This window comes from Paenibacillus tritici (assembly GCF_013204885.1).
GTDB lineage: Bacteria > Bacillota > Bacilli > Paenibacillales > Paenibacillaceae > Paenibacillus_AQ > Paenibacillus_AQ tritici.
Genome location: NZ_JABMKX010000006.1, coordinates 181,711 through 196,783, shown reverse-complemented (window position 1 = coordinate 196,783; position 15,073 = coordinate 181,711). Strand labels below are relative to the sequence as shown.

19 protein-coding genes and 1 tRNA gene are annotated in these 15,073 nt (G+C 51.2%); 3 read left to right on the top strand and 17 right to left on the bottom strand.

The features are described from left to right. Positions 1 to 65: 65 nt before the first annotated feature. The 8 genes from HQN87_RS12520 to HQN87_RS12485 all read right to left on the bottom strand — a co-directional run bounded on the left by HQN87_RS12520 (position 66) and on the right by HQN87_RS12485 (position 6,708). A complete protein-coding gene (locus tag HQN87_RS12520; RefSeq protein WP_173133122.1) occupies positions 66 to 452 on the bottom strand; it encodes a YraN family protein in 387 nt (128 codons plus the stop codon). Then, positions 449 to 751, bottom strand: coding sequence for an EscU/YscU/HrcU family type III secretion system export apparatus switch protein (locus tag HQN87_RS12515; protein ID WP_173133119.1), 303 nt, complete (start codon positions 749 to 751; stop codon positions 449 to 451). Before HQN87_RS12515 ends, HQN87_RS12520 begins: the two co-directional genes overlap by 4 nt. Beyond that, on the bottom strand, positions 748 to 3,060 hold the full coding sequence (locus HQN87_RS12510; protein WP_173133116.1) for a TP0910 N-terminal domain-containing protein: 2,313 nt from the start codon (positions 3,058 to 3,060) through the stop codon (positions 748 to 750). The genes HQN87_RS12515 and HQN87_RS12510 overlap by 4 nt, the downstream gene beginning before the upstream one ends. Positions 3,061 to 3,132: 72 nt before the next feature. After that, positions 3,133 to 3,750 carry a ribonuclease HII gene (rnhB, locus tag HQN87_RS12505; protein ID WP_173133691.1) on the bottom strand — a complete coding sequence of 206 codons (618 nt, stop codon included), beginning with the start codon at positions 3,748 to 3,750 and terminating at the stop codon, positions 3,133 to 3,135. Positions 3,751 to 4,201: 451 nt separating this feature from the next. Next, positions 4,202 to 5,062, bottom strand: a complete 861-nt coding sequence (gene ylqF / locus HQN87_RS12500) for a ribosome biogenesis GTPase YlqF (protein WP_173133113.1) — start codon at positions 5,060 to 5,062, stop codon at positions 4,202 to 4,204. A gap of 29 nt (positions 5,063 to 5,091) precedes the next feature. Beyond that, on the bottom strand, positions 5,092 to 5,712 hold the full coding sequence (gene lepB / locus HQN87_RS12495; RefSeq protein ID WP_173133110.1) for a signal peptidase I: 621 nt from the start codon (positions 5,710 to 5,712) through the stop codon (positions 5,092 to 5,094). Between the two features lie 207 nt (positions 5,713 to 5,919). Further along, positions 5,920 to 6,264, bottom strand: a complete 345-nt coding sequence (gene rplS / locus HQN87_RS12490; protein ID WP_173133107.1) for a 50S ribosomal protein L19 — start codon at positions 6,262 to 6,264, stop codon at positions 5,920 to 5,922. 150 nt (positions 6,265 to 6,414) lie between these two features. Continuing rightward, positions 6,415 to 6,708 carry a hypothetical protein gene (locus tag HQN87_RS12485; protein WP_173133104.1) on the bottom strand — a complete coding sequence of 98 codons (294 nt, stop codon included), beginning with the start codon at positions 6,706 to 6,708 and terminating at the stop codon, positions 6,415 to 6,417. A gap of 273 nt (positions 6,709 to 6,981) precedes the next feature. Between HQN87_RS12485 and HQN87_RS12480 the strand changes: the two genes are divergently transcribed. Then, positions 6,982 to 7,935, top strand: coding sequence for a hypothetical protein (locus HQN87_RS12480; protein WP_173133101.1), 954 nt, complete (start codon positions 6,982 to 6,984; stop codon positions 7,933 to 7,935). Between the two features lie 76 nt (positions 7,936 to 8,011). On the opposite strand, the gene HQN87_RS12475 is transcribed toward HQN87_RS12480, so the two are convergent. Next, entirely contained in the window at positions 8,012 to 8,269 is a 258-nt protein-coding gene (locus HQN87_RS12475; RefSeq protein ID WP_173133098.1) for an LSm family protein, read from the bottom strand. A 229-nt stretch (positions 8,270 to 8,498) separates the two neighbouring features. Between HQN87_RS12475 and HQN87_RS12470 the strand changes: the two genes are divergently transcribed. Both HQN87_RS12470 and HQN87_RS32990 read left to right on the top strand, forming a co-directional pair. After that, positions 8,499 to 8,693, top strand: coding sequence for a hypothetical protein (locus tag HQN87_RS12470; RefSeq protein ID WP_173133094.1), 195 nt, complete (start codon positions 8,499 to 8,501; stop codon positions 8,691 to 8,693). Between the two features lie 253 nt (positions 8,694 to 8,946). After that, on the top strand, positions 8,947 to 9,030 hold the full coding sequence (locus HQN87_RS32990; RefSeq protein ID WP_353953970.1) for a putative holin-like toxin: 84 nt from the start codon (positions 8,947 to 8,949) through the stop codon (positions 9,028 to 9,030). A gap of 172 nt (positions 9,031 to 9,202) precedes the next feature. Here HQN87_RS32990 and HQN87_RS12465 read toward each other — a convergent pair. The 8 genes from HQN87_RS12465 to trhA form a co-directional block, all read right to left on the bottom strand. Beyond that, positions 9,203 to 9,276, bottom strand: a tRNA-Pro gene (locus HQN87_RS12465). 900 nt (positions 9,277 to 10,176) lie between these two features. After that, a complete protein-coding gene (gene trmD, locus HQN87_RS12460) occupies positions 10,177 to 10,965 on the bottom strand; it encodes a tRNA (guanosine(37)-N1)-methyltransferase TrmD (protein WP_173133688.1) in 789 nt (262 codons plus the stop codon). After that, entirely contained in the window at positions 10,965 to 11,489 is a 525-nt protein-coding gene (gene rimM / locus HQN87_RS12455; RefSeq protein WP_173133091.1) for a ribosome maturation factor RimM, read from the bottom strand. The genes trmD and rimM overlap by 1 nt, the downstream gene beginning before the upstream one ends. Before the next feature lie 84 nt (positions 11,490 to 11,573). Next, positions 11,574 to 11,804, bottom strand: a complete 231-nt coding sequence (locus HQN87_RS12450; RefSeq protein ID WP_020432321.1) for a KH domain-containing protein — start codon at positions 11,802 to 11,804, stop codon at positions 11,574 to 11,576. 22 nt (positions 11,805 to 11,826) lie between these two features. Continuing rightward, the gene (gene rpsP / locus HQN87_RS12445) at positions 11,827 to 12,099 is read right to left on the bottom strand and encodes a 30S ribosomal protein S16 (RefSeq protein WP_173133088.1); all 273 of its coding nucleotides are present in this window, start codon (positions 12,097 to 12,099) and stop codon (positions 11,827 to 11,829) included. Positions 12,100 to 12,463: 364 nt separating this feature from the next. Beyond that, on the bottom strand, positions 12,464 to 13,855 hold the full coding sequence (ffh, locus tag HQN87_RS12440; RefSeq protein ID WP_173133085.1) for a signal recognition particle protein: 1,392 nt from the start codon (positions 13,853 to 13,855) through the stop codon (positions 12,464 to 12,466). 21 nt (positions 13,856 to 13,876) lie between these two features. Continuing rightward, positions 13,877 to 14,230 (bottom strand): putative DNA-binding protein, encoded by a 354-nt coding sequence (locus HQN87_RS12435; RefSeq protein WP_173133082.1) that lies wholly within the window; start codon positions 14,228 to 14,230, stop codon positions 13,877 to 13,879. Between the two features lie 148 nt (positions 14,231 to 14,378). After that, complete coding sequence (gene trhA, locus HQN87_RS12430; protein WP_173133079.1) at positions 14,379 to 15,026, bottom strand: PAQR family membrane homeostasis protein TrhA; 648 nt, start codon at positions 15,024 to 15,026, stop codon at positions 14,379 to 14,381. Between the last annotated feature and the right edge of the window lie 47 nt (positions 15,027 to 15,073).

Sequence of the window (15,073 nt, the reverse complement as noted above, 5' to 3'; positions counted from 1 at the left end):
CGAGAAATAGAAGGCATATTTCAAGCGGAAACGACTACACCGTCCTGTAAAGGACAGCCAAAAAGCTAAAATGCCTCCCGGATATGCCGGAGCGAGGCAATGCTCAAATCCGCATTAAGCTGCACAGCGATCACATCAAAGGAGATCACTGCCTGATGCATATTCTGCATATGTAGATATACCTGAGCTGTATTTCTCACCTGACGGATTTTGCGTTCATCGACCGACTCTTCTGCGGTACCCTGCGCGGCTGATCCGCTCCGGCTACGCACCTCAATGAAGATCAGTCCCCCTTCATATTCTGCAATGATATCCAGCTCTCCGCTGCGGCAGCGCCAGTTACATTCTTTGATCAGATACCCCCTTGAAGTCAAGTACAATCTTGCCGCCTGCTCGGCAGCGGCGCCTTTCTCTTTGCGGGTGTAGCTTCCGCCGTCCGCCCGGGCGTTCACTTCTGTCTCCGTTCCCCGGCGGTCCGGTCACTCTGGTACACATAGCTAAGAATCTCCGCTACCAGCTGATACAGCTGAGGAGGAATTTGCTGATCGAGATCAAGCTTCGACAGAACCTCTACCAGCGCCGCATCCTCCTGCACAGCCACTCCGTTTTCCTTTGCTTTTTGCAGAATGAGATCGGCTACCGGTCCCTGTCCCTTAGCGACAACTACCGGAGCCTCGCTTTGACCCGGAATATATTTGAGGGCCACCGCCTTCTTGAGGTTCTGCGGAACCTTTTGCTCAGACTCACTCATATGCGGTAATCTACTCCTTTGTACTCATTCGGAGCATAATCGGACGGCTTGGCCGCCGCTGCCGCCACACTTAGCTCCGGTAACGGGTCGGTGCGCAGGCTGGACAGCTGATAACCAATGGATTCCACCGCCGCCTTGATCTCCTCGCGGCGCCCTTCCAGCAGCTCCAGCACCCAAGGCTGATCGTTATGCAGCCTCAGGCTGACAATCCGGTCCACCACCTGCACATCCACCATCGTCTGGCCCAGCTGCTTCATGTCCAGGTCAAACCACAGGCGGCAATTCGCCGCATCCAGCTCCCCTTTGCGGCCGCGCCGTGACTGGATGTGGACGGAGGCCGTCTCCCGGCCGTCCGGCCCCTGCAGCGGCAGGAACATCGTCACCTGCGCGAACGGCGCGGTGCGGTCCGTATTCAGCAGCAGCTGCTGACCCGTCAGCTGCTGTACCAGCTGGCCCGCGGCTTCCTTGACCGCGGGCGGGATCTCACTGCTGCCGAGCACCTGCAGCAGCACGCCCTTGAGCGTCCCGGCGGCATCTTCTGCGCCGCCGGACGCCACCGGCGCGGCTCCCGCTCCGCCGCCGCGCAAGACCTGCTGCTCGTGCTCCGCACCGAGCAGCTTCAAGATCCGCCCCACCCAGGGGTCTGTCCCCTGGGTGGCGGCAGTGTCCCCGCGCGGTGCAGCGGGGACCGGGTCTTGCCCCGCCGGTGCTGGCGGGGCTGTGTTCCCCAGCGGCGGCGCAGCCGCTGGGGAGGGGCTGCCGCCCGCCGCGCCGGAGGCGGGGGGCACGGCAGCGAGCTGCGGCAGGCTGCCGCGCAGCTCGGAGAGCACGCCCTGCAGCTTCGCGAGCAGGGCTGGTCCCGCAGCTTCACGCGCTCCCACTGTGGCTCCCGCACCGTCTCGCATTCCAGCTGCGTTCCCCGTGACTTCCCTCACTCCCATTGCATTCTCCGCGCCTTCGCGAATTCCAGCAGCAACACCCGTACCGTCTCGCGCTCCAGGGGCATTCCCCATACCGTCACGTATCCCTGCTGCGTTGCCTATACCTTCTCGCGCTCCCGATACATTCCCTGCACCGTCTCGCATTCCAGCGGCATTTCCCACACCGTCACGCACTCCAGCAACATTCCCCGAGCCGTCACGCATTCCAGAAGCATTCCCTGCGCCTTCTCGCGCTCCAGCGGCAGTTCCCGTAGCCTCACGCACTCCAGCAGCATTCCCCGTGCCGTCACGCATTCCAGCGGCAGCTCCCGCTCCCACTCCGTCTCGCGCTCCAGTAGCAGCTCCCACTCCGTCTCGCGCTCCAGTAGCAGTTCCCGCTCCGTTGCGCACTCCAGCAACATTCCCAGCTCCGTCTCGCGCTCCAGCAACTCCAGCAGCATTCCCCGCACCTGCTACATTCCCTGCACCGTCACGCACTCCCGTTGCGGCTCCCGCGCCATCTGCATCCCCAGGCTGCGCCAGCACAGCCTGTCCAATAGCGCCCGAAGTCTGCACCGTACTACCATTATTACCGATGCTGCCAGCAGGGCCAGAAGCAGCGGTTCCCGCACCGCCTGTTTTTACCGCCTGAGCATTCAAATCTGCCGTCGCTCCCGGGAGAGCACTGGCTAACGTGTTGCCAGTTATGGCCGCATTCGCCCCGCCTGTCAGCAATCCAGCCGCAGGTCTGCTCAGCCCGTCAGTGTCACCTGCGCCTTCACCATCAGCACTTTGCTGCGCCCATACGTTCAGCTCCGCTTCCAGATTCGCCAGCAGTTGATGCAGCTTCGGTCCGAATACGGCCTGCTGCAATCCTCTCACTGTCTCAGCCGTCACGGGCAACCCGCGCTTCACTGAGATCACCGCCGCCTCCAGCCACTCTGAGACAGGTACGCCCGGAGGTTTGGCATTCATGACCGCATCCAGCTTCGCTGCAGTCTCTTTGGTGAAGGCCAGGCCTCCGGCTTGCATCGCCTGGACAATCTCCCGTCCAGCCTTGGAATTGGCAAGTCCAAGCGATTCGATGGCCTCTCCCATACTCTGCGCCGAGACGAGGGCCGCCTCCCCTAGTGAGACCGGCTTAAGCACCGGCAAACCGCCTTCTCCGGGCGCACCCACCTGCAGGTTCAGCGTCTGTCCTGCTGCCAGTGGTGTTTCCAGTTCCGCCCGCACCGGCGTTCCCTGAATCTGCACCACAGCTTCTTTTCCTGAATCCGATACGCTCAGCACAACCCCGCGAACAACCTGACCTTGCTTAAGCTCGACAGATTTAGCTTCTCCCGCCTTGCTGTCACCGAGCAAACTACGAACCAGTGATCCGATATTCATGTTGTCCGCCTCCCTTCCCTTTCTACTTATATCGGTAGATTGCGTTCGTTTGTGATTATCTGCGTAACTTCATTAGAATAAAGATAACTGCTCCTGCTCAGCCAGAATATTGCCGATGAAGCTGCGCCGGTGCATCGGCGTTACGCCCAGCGTCTTAATTTGTTCGCGGTGCAGCTTGGTTGCGTATCCTTTATGTACTTTGATCCCGTAATCCGGGTATAATTCCTCCCACACACCTTCACAGAGCCGGTCACGTGTAACCTTGGCTACAATCGAAGCGGCAGCAATCGACTGACTGTTGGCATCCCCTTTAATAATGGAACGCTGTGGCAAGGGCAAGTCTACCTTCTCCGCATCAATAAGCATATAGTCCGGCTGCTGGCTTAATCCTTCTACTGCCTTGCGCATCGCCAGTCGTGCAGCCTGCTTAATATTTATTTCATCAATAACTGCGGACTCAACATGCCCTACACTTACAGCGAGCGCCTGTTCCATGATGATCTCATACAAGGCGTCACGCTTTTTGGCTGTCAGCTTCTTGGAGTCGTCCACTCCCTCAATGATCAGCCCCGCCGGGAGAATGACCGCTGCCGCCACCACATCCCCGAACAAGCAGCCTCTGCCCACTTCATCCACACCCGCGATATGGCGGAAGGATTGCTCCCAGCCTTCTTTTTCATAAAAAAGCATATCAATCTCACTCACCGTCTCTCCACCTGCCCATTAAAATTAAACTAAGCTACATCTATGATCATCCTACGAATATATAACAACTACGAATCTCAAAGGAACTTATAATTCCCATAATTCCTATCTAACCCCAATATCCGAACTAAATATTCTGCACCAAATGCAACTTTCCCTTCATTAATACTGCGCAATTCCAAAAAAGTTGTATAAAAAACAGCAATTCTTGTCCTTCAAGCAGCTTAACGGGACATATCCTGCAATTCCTGCAACAATCCAGCAGAACACACAGGCAGCTATCCATCCATGTTGCATTCATTACAACACTTTGCAATCACCTATTCCAATAACCAAACACGTTGTAGAATTCCATTCCCTGCCTCATTGTCCACGCAAAAAAGAGCCAGTCCACTTACACGGATGGCTCTTCCATTCCACACAACACTCTCTGCTATTAAGGCGTCTCCAGCGTGAACCGTCCGAGCTTACCGGCACGAAGTTCATGCAGAAGTGCGCGTGAAGCCTTCTCCAGATCTACACGGCCGCCGCTCATCAGACACCCGCGCTTACGTCCGACTGCTTCCATAACAGCCACGATTTCGTCCGGGTTCTCCAGATCCTCAGGCAGCTTGTCGATACCGAAGCGTTCCTGGAACCGGCTTCCGTAATCCTTCACCAGATATTTCACCGCATAAAAGGCGATATCCTCAATATTCAGAATCTCTTCCTTAATAGCTCCGGTTACTGCCAGCTTATAGCCTACCGTCTGATCCTCGAACTTCGGCCAGAGGATACCGGGGGTATCCAGAAGCTCCAGATTACCGCCCGTTTTGATCCACTGCTGTCCCTTGGTAACCCCTGGGCGGTCACCGGTGATCGCAATACTTCTTCCTGCCATCCGGTTAATGAGAGTCGATTTGCCTACGTTGGGGATTCCTACGATCAATGCCCGCATTGCGCGCGGATTAATGCCTCTGGAAATTTGCCGGTCGATCTTGTCCTTCAGCAGCAGCTTGACCTGCTCTGGAATTTCCTTGATCCCGCTCCCGGTAGAAGCATCTACCGGATAGGCAACATGACCCTGCGCCTTGAAGTAAGCCAGCCACTTGCGTGTAGCTTCCGGATCGGCCAGATCCGCTTTATTCAGAATAATCAGCCTTGGCTTGTCCCGCAAAATATCGTCAATCATCGGATTGCGGCTGGAAAGCGGCAGACGGGAGTCAAGCAGTTCTATTGCAACATCAATCAGCTTCAGCTTATCCTCGATTTGCCGTCTAGCCTTCGTCATATGACCAGGAAACCATTGAATGGCCATTGCCGTCACCTCCTTTGACTTCTGTCAGCTTAATGATTAATGAATGAGATATCCTTCACCGGCCAGAAAATAAGGTCTGCACGGCCGACAATATCACCCAGCGGCACATAACCGATCATCCGGCTGTCCGTACTGTCTGAGCGGTTATCCCCCATCACAAACACATGTCCTTCCGGCACAGTGTCGTCTGTAAACTTTTCATTCGGGAAGTTCTTATCATTGTACAAAATGTTATTATTATGCGCTTCATCAATCGCGCCCTGGATATACGTTTCGTTCACAGGCTCCCCGTTCACCGTAACGACATCCCCTTCAACCTTAACCTTATCGCCCGCGACACCAATGACACGTTTGATGAAGTCTCTGCCTTCAGAGGGCACATGGAACACAATAACTTCGCCACGCTGCGGCTTGCGGATATCATAGAGAATTTCGTTTACAATAACACGTTCGCCGGTATGGAAGTTAGGCTTCATAGAAGGCCCGTCTACGATAAACGGTTTGAACAAAAGCCAGCGTATTAGAATAACCAGAACCAATGCAATTGCTATCGCTTTAATCCATTCCAGGACTTCATTCTTAGGCTTCTGGGGGCTCTGGCCGTTAGATTCTATCACTTCGCCTTGCCCTGGCTGCAAATCCTGCTGCATAGTTCACCGTCCTCTCCATATCTTGTTATCTCCACTATACAATACAAAAAAGCTCCTGCCAAAAACTCCCCCGCGATTACTCCTTCAGGAGGCCTTTTCGGAGAAGCTGTTCCTAAGGCACATATGTGTAAGTTCAATGTTAGTCGTAGATTTCAAAGAAATAAACGAAAGGGGCTTGAATTCAAGCCCCTTTCCCCTGTCACTATTCTAGCGACGAATTTCTTTAATTCTTGCAGCTTTACCGCGCAGGTCACGAAGATAGTACAGCTTCGCACGACGCACTTTACCACGGCGAGCCACTTCGATTTTCTCGAGTTTAGGGGAGTTGACTGGGAATGTTCTTTCCACACCAACACCATAAGAGATTTTACGAACCGTAAAAGTCTCACCGATTCCGCCGCCGCGACGTTTGATTACAACGCCTTCGAACAACTGGATACGCTCACGAGTTCCTTCGATAACTTTTACATGCACCTTCAAAGTGTCACCCGGGCGAAAACTCGGGATATCAGTACGAAGTTGCTCTTGTGTAATTGCTTGTAGGATATTCATTAAGGACTTCCTCCTTCCGTACAGGTGTTCTTGCCTCTTCCGGAGAACCATTGCTCTCCCTCATTATCCGCAGAGGACCACCGTATTCCACACAACAGAAATAATAATATCATAAAACATAGGCTTGTGCAATAGTAATATTTAGTTTAATCAAAGCGGCAGCATATCCCGTTTCTTCGCTTTGGCCTTGCAATCCTTGCAGAGCCCGACCACACTTCCATCATCCTGGGCATAAAAAATCAGCTTCCCGTTCTTCTTCTTACAGGAAGAGCACAGCTGATCCGCAGCGTTCTGCTTGGCCCTGCGGTGACCTTCCATAGAGATCACATTGCTGGCCTTACCCGGCTCCGGCGCATGAGACTGCTCTTGGCTCATCCGGTTGCGGTACACGACATAGACAACTGCACCAACCAACAAAATAATCAAGACTCCCGCATATTGCATTGGCTCATCCGCTCCTCTGACTTCATCAGTCAAAATAGTAAACAGACCTTGTGCCGGCCTGCTTCCGTGCCGGTCTGTTCCAGCCGCCAGGCTTCATTCTTCCGGTCCTTAGATCTAACGCCAGTGTATCATATTGTAACGTTGAAGTCACAGCCATACTGGACTATGGTCCAGTACGACAACCCGCCGCCAGCCTGTTATTCAATGTTTTCCCATAATATATAATACTTGAGTATACATAAGCAACCATTAACCTTTAGGAGGGTATATATATTGAAGAAACAACATAGCACAGCAATAATTGCAGCCATGGCCGTATTCTCTATTGCATTACTGGCCGGCTGCAGAGAGCTTCCCGGCAAAGAGGCTGCAGATAACCAGCTTGAACAGAGCATATCCGGCACCTTCAAGCAGGACGCAGCTGAAGCCGTTAAGCAGGGTCTCAGCAATGCTACTGTCGCTGTAGGCGACGTTGTCCAGCATACAACGGACATGGTTCAAGACACAATTAACGAGAACGGGATCAGCCGGGAATTCTCCACCTCCCTGCCCGCAGATTCGGCTTCTTTACTTAAGCTTGATAACGCGCTGGGAGAGGTTGTAGTAATGCCTGCTTCCGGTGACGAGATCGCTGTCAAGGCCACTGTTATTGTTCATGAACAGCCGGGCCACAAGCTGGTATCTGGCGTGCTGGATCATGCAGAAGTATCTATTGAGCATAAGGGCGACGCGCTAATCGTCTCTACTCATAGTACAGACAACACGAAGAAGAGTCTCTGGGACTGGGCACAGAAGAAATACGGAGACTCCAATTTCAGTATTAATTATGTAATTGAGCTTCCGGATACTGTCGGCAAATTTGAGATTGATAATAATGTAGGTACCGTTCAAATTCGCGGTCTAGAGGGGACTTTTGACATCAACAGCAATGTCGGCAGCATCATCCTTCAAGATTCGGTCATTACCGGCAAATCCAGTGTCGAGTCGAATACGGGAAGTATCGAGCTTGCAATTTCCGGAATGGACAAAGGCAGTAGCCTTAAGGCCAAGAGCAATATAGGTACAATCACTGCCGATCTGGCAGATTTAATGAAGTGTACTGTGAAAGCCCGCAGTGAACTCGGCGATATATCCGGCGTTGTGAGCGGCGAAGAGAATGACTTCAACGGCGGCGGTCCGCTGGTTTCCTTAAGCACAGAGATTGGTGCCATTTCCGTAAATCCATAACCTCAGACGTTTCCATCACGCACAAAGTGGGCATTCCTGACCTTCAGGAGCCCACTTTTTTGCGTGTATGCGGCAATCAGATCAGAGCAATGGCCAGAAGGGTGAACAAGCTTAGGGTAAGGATCTCGCTGCCATAGCCATAATAGCCGCCATAATAACTCCCCGCACCGCCCGGATAGAATGCCGAGGTTTTCATTCTGCCATTGCCTTTTGTCTTCAAGTACACATTATTCTGGTCCACATCTACGATGATTCCTTCGTGACGTTTACCGTCCTTTGTCATGATACGTACCCGCTTATCCTTGCAATGGAGACAATTATAATAAGCTTCCATCTGCTCTTTCCTCCTCAATCGTGTTTCTGTATCTTATGAGGGGAGGGATAAGCCGGTAACGGCTATAGTCATGAGGCAACTGTCTATAACTAAAACAGCTGTGAAATCAAGTACTTGTGAACATTGTGTATCAATTTTGTGTAAAAAGGGGTACTATTAAAGTACAAATACGAAATTAACCGCTTACGATTGTGAACAATATTCTACAATCCATAAGGAGGCAGGAATCATGAGTACAGCTGGCAGACGTTTTATCAATGAAGGAGTACTGCGGATCGCCTGGTTTATCATTTTCGCTTCACTCACCTACACCGTACGCAATTATACTTGGGCTATTGTATTGCTTATGGTTGTTGCCTTATATTCACTCGTTACCGGGGTAATCATGCTTACCCGCCGGGATGAGGATAGGGGCAGGATATAGCCTACCGGTAAATTAATAGTCTATTATAAAAACACTTCCGCCAAGGCACGAAACCTTGACAGAAGTGTTTTTTGCGCTGATCGGAGTAACAGGATTCGAACCTGCGACCTCACCCACCCCAAGGAAACTGATCATAATAAATAAATAGCAATACATGCCACTTCTGCTAGAAAACATGATATAATCGTTCCAGTAATAGAATAGGCTTGCAAGGGCGGTCGGCTACCTCTCCACAGAAGGGAGGGATGCCTATATGACAGTTAAAGACACATTGACGCTAATGATTTCATTCGCGACATTAGTTGTTCTTATACTTTCATTCCACAACAAAAAGTAGACCGCCCTCGGCAAAGGTGAATGGTCTACTTTTTGTTCAATATTCCACTTTTTAAGCCTACCGCCCTTAAAAGCGGCTATTACTCGGGGAGTCGTGTCGTATGTGCGACTCCTTTGATATCTGTTAGTATACAGTATATTGTTCATAATTCAAAATCATTTATATAATCTGATCGGAGTAACAGGATTCGAACCTGCGACCTCACCCACCCCAAGGGTGCGCGCTACCTGGCTGCGCTATACCCCGACATTGCAATCTCAACCGAATACCCATGAATAAGATACGTTCGCCGCTGGCCTAATATGCCACTATGCGGTTACTTTCTGCTTCTATTTTTAATATACCGCACCCGTCCTCCGGTTTCAAATAGGAGTTTTATATTTTTTTAGATTATTATTAAAATTCAATGGATTTTCCGTAAAAGCTATGCTATACTCTTGGCACAAGGAAAGGAGGTGCGTTCACATCAAGCATGACATGCTGAACGTATCCCTTACCCGGACCAACGGCTGAACCTTTTAAGCCTTGGTGGCGCGGGATACGGATCAAAGTTTCAAACTAGCGCCTCGGGTAGAGAGACCGTCTTCGGACGGTCTTTTTTTGTTGGCCCGCACTCTTCGCGCTCCGGCAAACAAATAACCGCCAAAGCCGGCGAACCTCGGGTTCGTCTGTCTTCAGCGGTTATTTGTGGAATTTGCTGTATTACTGAGCCTATTGAACCTGCTTCCAGGGTCTAATTCATTTCTTGGATTACTTGGATTATAAGATTACGATTTGCGATTCTTATAAAAATCAATAATATCGCTTACCGTGCGGAGCGGCTCCGCTTCCTTGTGGACAGTGTCCACGGCTGGCTTGAATGGTTCATGCGTATTCGTAGTCACTTCAGTCATTCCTTTCGATAATTAAGCTAGCTGCGTCTATAGCTGCATGTCTACTTGCGGCACCTCTATTCATTACCCTAGAAAAAGGGTATTGACGCACATCTGCTCGTATTTATTTCGCTGGCAAAACTTCTTCTATGCCTATCCGTTCTAGTTGGTAATTCCCGTTCCCGGTTCTCAGAACACAGCAAAAAACGCCTCCCTAACGTAATATACGTTAAAAAGACGCCAGCTATGACTCTATTTAAGCCCAAATTTATCATTATTTCTGCTGCAGGCTTGCCTGCTCCTGCAGCCGCTTCAGCGTCTGCTTGTCCTTCGTTGTCAGCTCCGCGGTCTCAAGCAGATCCGGCCTGCGTTCGAGGGTACGCTGCAATGCCTGCTCACGCCGCCATTCCACGATATTGGCATGATGTCCACTGAGCAGCATATCCGGCACCTTCCAGCCCCGGAACTCAGCCGGACGGGTATAATGGGGATATTCCAGCAGACCGGTACTGAAAGAGTCCGTTACCGCAGAGGTCTCGTTGCCCAGCGCCCCTGGCTGCAGCCGCACCACAGAATCAATGACGGTCAAGGCAGGAAGCTCCCCGCCGGTTAGCACATAATCGCCAATCGACAGCTCGTCTGTCACCAGATGCTCACGGATTCGCTCATCGTAGCCTTCATAGTGGCCACAGATGAAGATAAGATGCTGCTCTTGGGCCAGCTCCTCAGCAATCTGCTGATTATACGTCCGGCCCTGCGGGCACATTAGAATAATCCGCGGCTTCACTGCGGCTATCTCCTCAGTTCCCGCCTGTTCCTCGTCAGCCCCAGTCTGCGTAAGTACATGCTCCACCGCTGCGAAGATAGGGTCAGGCTTCAGTACCATGCCTCCCCCTCCCCCATACGGCGTATCGTCCACGCTGTTATGCTTGTTGCCTGAGAAGTCGCGGAAGTTAACCGCGTTCAGCGTAACGATGCCTTTATCGCGAGCCTTTCCCAGAATACTGGTGCCGAATACACCTTCACACATTTCCGGGAAAAGCGTCAGCACATCAATACGGATCATGGAAGCAGCCCTTCCATAATATGCACGGTGATTCTTTTAGCCGCAATATCTACATCCAGCACAACATCGTTAATGACCGGAATCAGAATATCCTGGCCCTTCGCAGGCTTCACCACCCAGACATCATTGGCACCGGGCTGCAGAATCTCCGTAATTGTTCCCAGCGGCTGGTTAGCGTCTTCCTCGGTGTAGACTTCACAACCCACAATATCGTGGAAGTAATATTCGTTCTCCGGCAGCTCCACCCGGTCATCACTCGGTACCTTGAGCATGCTGCCTTTGTATTTTTCAACTTCATTAATATTCGTATACCCTTTGAGCTTGGCAATATACATTCCTTTATGCTCTTTGGCCGATTCTACCGTAACCTCGAATTTCGGACTGCCGTCTGCAGGAATCAGCAGCAGCTTTTTGCCGGGTGCAAACCGCACTTCAGGAAAGTCGGTATGCGAGAGGATTTTGACCTCCCCGCGGATTCCGTGTGTATTTACCAGTCTGCCTACTGTTAACTCTTCGGTCATATGTTCCTCTCCTTCACATATTCTTATATTTTCAACAAAAAGGAGCCGGGATATACTATCCCTAGCCCCTCATTGTGCGCATCCTTAAGATAAAATATCCACAGTAACGCGTTTATCGCTCTTGACTGCTGCAGATGTGACTACGGTACGAAGCGCTTTGGCGATCCGCCCCTGCTTGCCGATGACCTTACCGACATCATCAGGATGCACGGAAAGTTCATAGACAATCAGGTGATCCTTCTCCACGGTCCGCACAGCCACATCCTCTGGATGATCCACTAAAGCCTTAGCAATAACACCAACTAATTCTTCCATAGAGGACCCTCGCAATCAGTCATTATTTCTGTAGCTTCTGCTCATGGAACTTCTTCATCACGCCAGCTTTGGAAAGCAGGTTGCGGACGGTATCAGATGCTTGTGCACCTGTTTGAAGCCATTTAAGAGCTTTCTCTTCATCAATCTTAACGACTGCCGGTACTTCAATCGGATTATAATAACCGATTTCCTCGATAAAACGACCGTCACGAGGGGACCGGGAATCGGAAACCACTACACGGTAGAAAGGCGCTTTATGTGCACCCATTCTTTTCAAACGAATACGTACTGCCACGAAATTCACCTCCTTATAAGAATATCGGAATATAGGGGATTGTTTAAGATAAACCCTTTTTCGATCCCTCCCAAACCCTCCCTTCCCCAAGGGAGGGCCCCAAGGGCTCTGCCCTCTGGACACCCGCTAAGTGCAACTGGCGTAGGCGTTCAGACTGGCGGGACTAGGAATGAGTTTGCGGGAAGACCGCTTTTCCTCCCTGCGGGATACGCTTGACTAGCGGCGTTCCCTGGTAACGAAGGGAAAGATTTAAACATTAAGATCAAAGATCAAGATCAAAAGATTAAAGTCAAAAGACTGTTCGATCTTCTGATGTTGTACTATATCAGATCTATGGGTAAACCTTAAATCTTAGAGATTAAGATCAACGGAACGGGAACTTCATTCCGCCCTTGCCGGCAAGACCCTTAAGCTGCTTCATAGCGTTCTTCTTGCCGCCCTTGCCACCACCGCCGCCCATCATGCCGGAGAACTGCTTCATCATCTTGCGCATTTCATCGAACTGCTTGATGAGCCGGTTCACCTCGGCGACGTTGGTTCCGCTGCCAGCAGCGATACGCTTGCGGCGGTTGTGGTTGATGATCTCAGGCTGGGCCTTCTCGGCTCTGGTCATGGAATGCACAATGGCTTCAACACGGCCCATCTGCTTATCATCAACCTTCAGATCCTTCATGCCCTTGGCTTTGTTCATGCCGGGCAGCATATCAAGAATCTGGTCGATCGGGCCAAGCTTCTTGACCTGATCCATCTGCTCCAGGAAATCATCGAACGTAAACTCTGCATTACGCATCTTACGTTCCATTTCCTTCGCTTTCTCGGTATCGATATTGGCCTGAGCCTTCTCGATCAGCGACAACATGTCTCCCATGCCGAGAATCCGTGAAGCCATCCGCTCCGGATGGAACGGCTCGAGCGCGTCGATCTTCTCACCGAGAGCGGCGAACTTGATCGGGCAGCCGGTTACAGCCTTGACGGATAATGCGGCACCACCACGGGTGTCACCATCAAGCTTCGTCAGCACTACACCGGTAAGCTCCAGTTGCTTGTTGAAGCTGTCAGCCACATTCACGGCATCCTGACCGGTCATGGCATCGACGACAAGCAATACCTCGTCTGGAGTTACGATGTTATGTATCTGCTTCAGCTCTTCCATCAGCTCTTCATCAATATGCAGGCGGCCCGCAGTATCAATGATTACATAATCAAGGTTGTTATCCTTCGCGTGCTGAACACCTTGTCTGGCAATCTCAACCGGACTCGTCTGATCACCCAGCGAGAAGACCGGAACCTTGATCTGTTCTCCCAGCACCTCGAGCTGCTTGATCGCAGCAGGACGGTAGATATCAGCCGCTACGAGCAGCGGACGGTGATTGCCCTTCTGCAGCAGCTTCGCCAGCTTGCCTGAAGTGGTGGTCTTACCCGCTCCCTGCAGACCCGTCATCATGATGACGGTCGGCGGCTTGTTCGACTTAGCCAGCTTCGCCTGGCTTCCGCCCATCAGCTCGGTCAGTTCCTTGTTAACGATGTCGATGATCACCATGCCTGGTGTGAAGCTGTCCATGACTTCCGTGCCAACGGACTTCTCTTTCACCTTGGACACGAAGTCCTTGACGACCTTGAAGTTAACATCGGCTTCCAGAAGAGCCAGCCGCACTTCACGCATGGCTTCGTTTACGTCATCTTCGGATACTTTCCCTTTACCGCGCAGTTTGCTGAACACATTCTGCAATCTTCCGGTTAAACCTTCAAATGCCATAGGCGGCTCGCTCCCTTCATGCTAATCTAACCCCTGCAGCCGGTCCATGATCTCCATGAACTGCTGTTTGTATTGCTCAGACATCCCGGTATCAGGCAGTCTGCGCAGTTCTTCCAGATATCTGTTCCGGTCTTCATGTTTGGACAACAGTCCAAGCTTCTCTTCATAATTCTCAAGCACCTGCTCCGCCCGCTTAATATGCTCATACACAGCTTGACGGCTAATTTCAAATTCCGCTGCAATCTCCCCCAGGGAGAAATCATCATGGAAATAATATTTGAGAAACGTCTGTTGCTTGTCAGTTAGCAGCCGTTCATAGAATGCAAATAACAGGTTGATCCGGTTGGTTTTCTCGAGCCTATTCTCCTGACTCATTAAGGGCACTCCCTTCGTCAAGGAAAAACACTTTACAGCTTCACAACGTCCCTTATGATACCGAAAACAAAGAAAGATGTCAAGCCTTTTTGCTTGTCATCTTATTCTTTGTCCAAAACTGGCTGTAAGGCGGTAAATTCCTGCCCTATTAATGAATAGGAAGGATGTATAACAATACAACGAAGAAGTGAAGAATGGTACCGGCAAGCACGAACAAATGCCAGATGGCATGATGATAAGGGAAGCCCCTCCAGACGTAAAACACGGTGCCCAGAGTGTACAGCAGTCCGCCGATCATCAGCAGAGTCATCCCGCCGCTAGCCACCACCTCTGACAGCGGATTCCAGGCGATCACGATCATCCAGCCCATAGCGATATAGAATATCGTTGACATGAACAGGAATTTTTTGACGAAAAAAGCTTTGAAAAAGATGCCGAATACGGCTACTCCCCAGGCGATGCCAAATAAGGTCCACCCCAGCGGGCCACGGATCGCCACCAGCATAAACGGTGTATACGTTCCGGCAATGAATAAGTAAATCGAAGAGTGGTCAAGGAATTCAAAGAAGTCCTTCGCCTTGCCGTCCCTGAGACTATGCACCATTGTTGAATTAAAATACAGGATCAGCATCGTCGCCCCATAAATGGAGAAACTGACGATATGCCAGGCTGTGCCGTTCTGGGCCGCATACACGACCAGCAGAACCAGCGCAGCAATGCTGAGCAGAGCGCCGATCCCGTGTGTAACCGCATTTGCAACTTCTTCCTTGCGGCTGTAAGTGTGAGTATTTGCCATACCATATTCCTTCCGTCGTGCGGTTTCCTTCTATTATAGCCCTTTCC

Bases quoted from the DNA above. Each gene is read 5' to 3' on its own strand.
- HQN87_RS12475 (WP_173133098.1), bottom strand. From the start codon at position 8,269: ATGGAAGCTTATTATAATTGTCTCCATTGCAAGGATAAGCGGGTACGT.
- HQN87_RS12510 (WP_173133116.1), bottom strand. From the start codon at position 3,060: ATGAATATCGGATCACTGGTTCGTAGTTTGCTCGGTGACAGCAAGGCG.
- rplS (WP_173133107.1), bottom strand. From the start codon at position 6,264: ATGAATATCCTACAAGCAATTACACAAGAGCAACTTCGTACTGATATC.
- ffh (WP_173133085.1), bottom strand. From the start codon at position 13,855: ATGGCATTTGAAGGTTTAACCGGAAGATTGCAGAATGTGTTCAGCAAA.
- HQN87_RS32990 (WP_353953970.1), top strand. From the start codon at position 8,947: ATGACAGTTAAAGACACATTGACGCTAATGATTTCATTCGCGACATTA.
- HQN87_RS12450 (WP_020432321.1), bottom strand. From the start codon at position 11,804: ATGGAAGAATTAGTTGGTGTTATTGCTAAGGCTTTAGTGGATCATCCA.
- trhA (WP_173133079.1), bottom strand. From the start codon at position 15,026: ATGGCAAATACTCACACTTACAGCCGCAAGGAAGAAGTTGCAAATGCG.
- rimM (WP_173133091.1), bottom strand. From the start codon at position 11,489: ATGACCGAAGAGTTAACAGTAGGCAGACTGGTAAATACACACGGAATC.
- HQN87_RS12485 (WP_173133104.1), bottom strand. From the start codon at position 6,708: ATGCAATATGCGGGAGTCTTGATTATTTTGTTGGTTGGTGCAGTTGTC.
- HQN87_RS12435 (WP_173133082.1), bottom strand. From the start codon at position 14,230: ATGAGTCAGGAGAATAGGCTCGAGAAAACCAACCGGATCAACCTGTTA.
- rnhB (WP_173133691.1), bottom strand. From the start codon at position 3,750: ATGCTTTTTTATGAAAAAGAAGGCTGGGAGCAATCCTTCCGCCATATC.
- lepB (WP_173133110.1), bottom strand. From the start codon at position 5,712: ATGCAGCAGGATTTGCAGCCAGGGCAAGGCGAAGTGATAGAATCTAAC.
- ylqF (WP_173133113.1), bottom strand. From the start codon at position 5,062: ATGGCCATTCAATGGTTTCCTGGTCATATGACGAAGGCTAGACGGCAA.
- HQN87_RS12470 (WP_173133094.1), top strand. From the start codon at position 8,499: ATGAGTACAGCTGGCAGACGTTTTATCAATGAAGGAGTACTGCGGATC.
- HQN87_RS12515 (WP_173133119.1), bottom strand. From the start codon at position 751: ATGAGTGAGTCTGAGCAAAAGGTTCCGCAGAACCTCAAGAAGGCGGTG.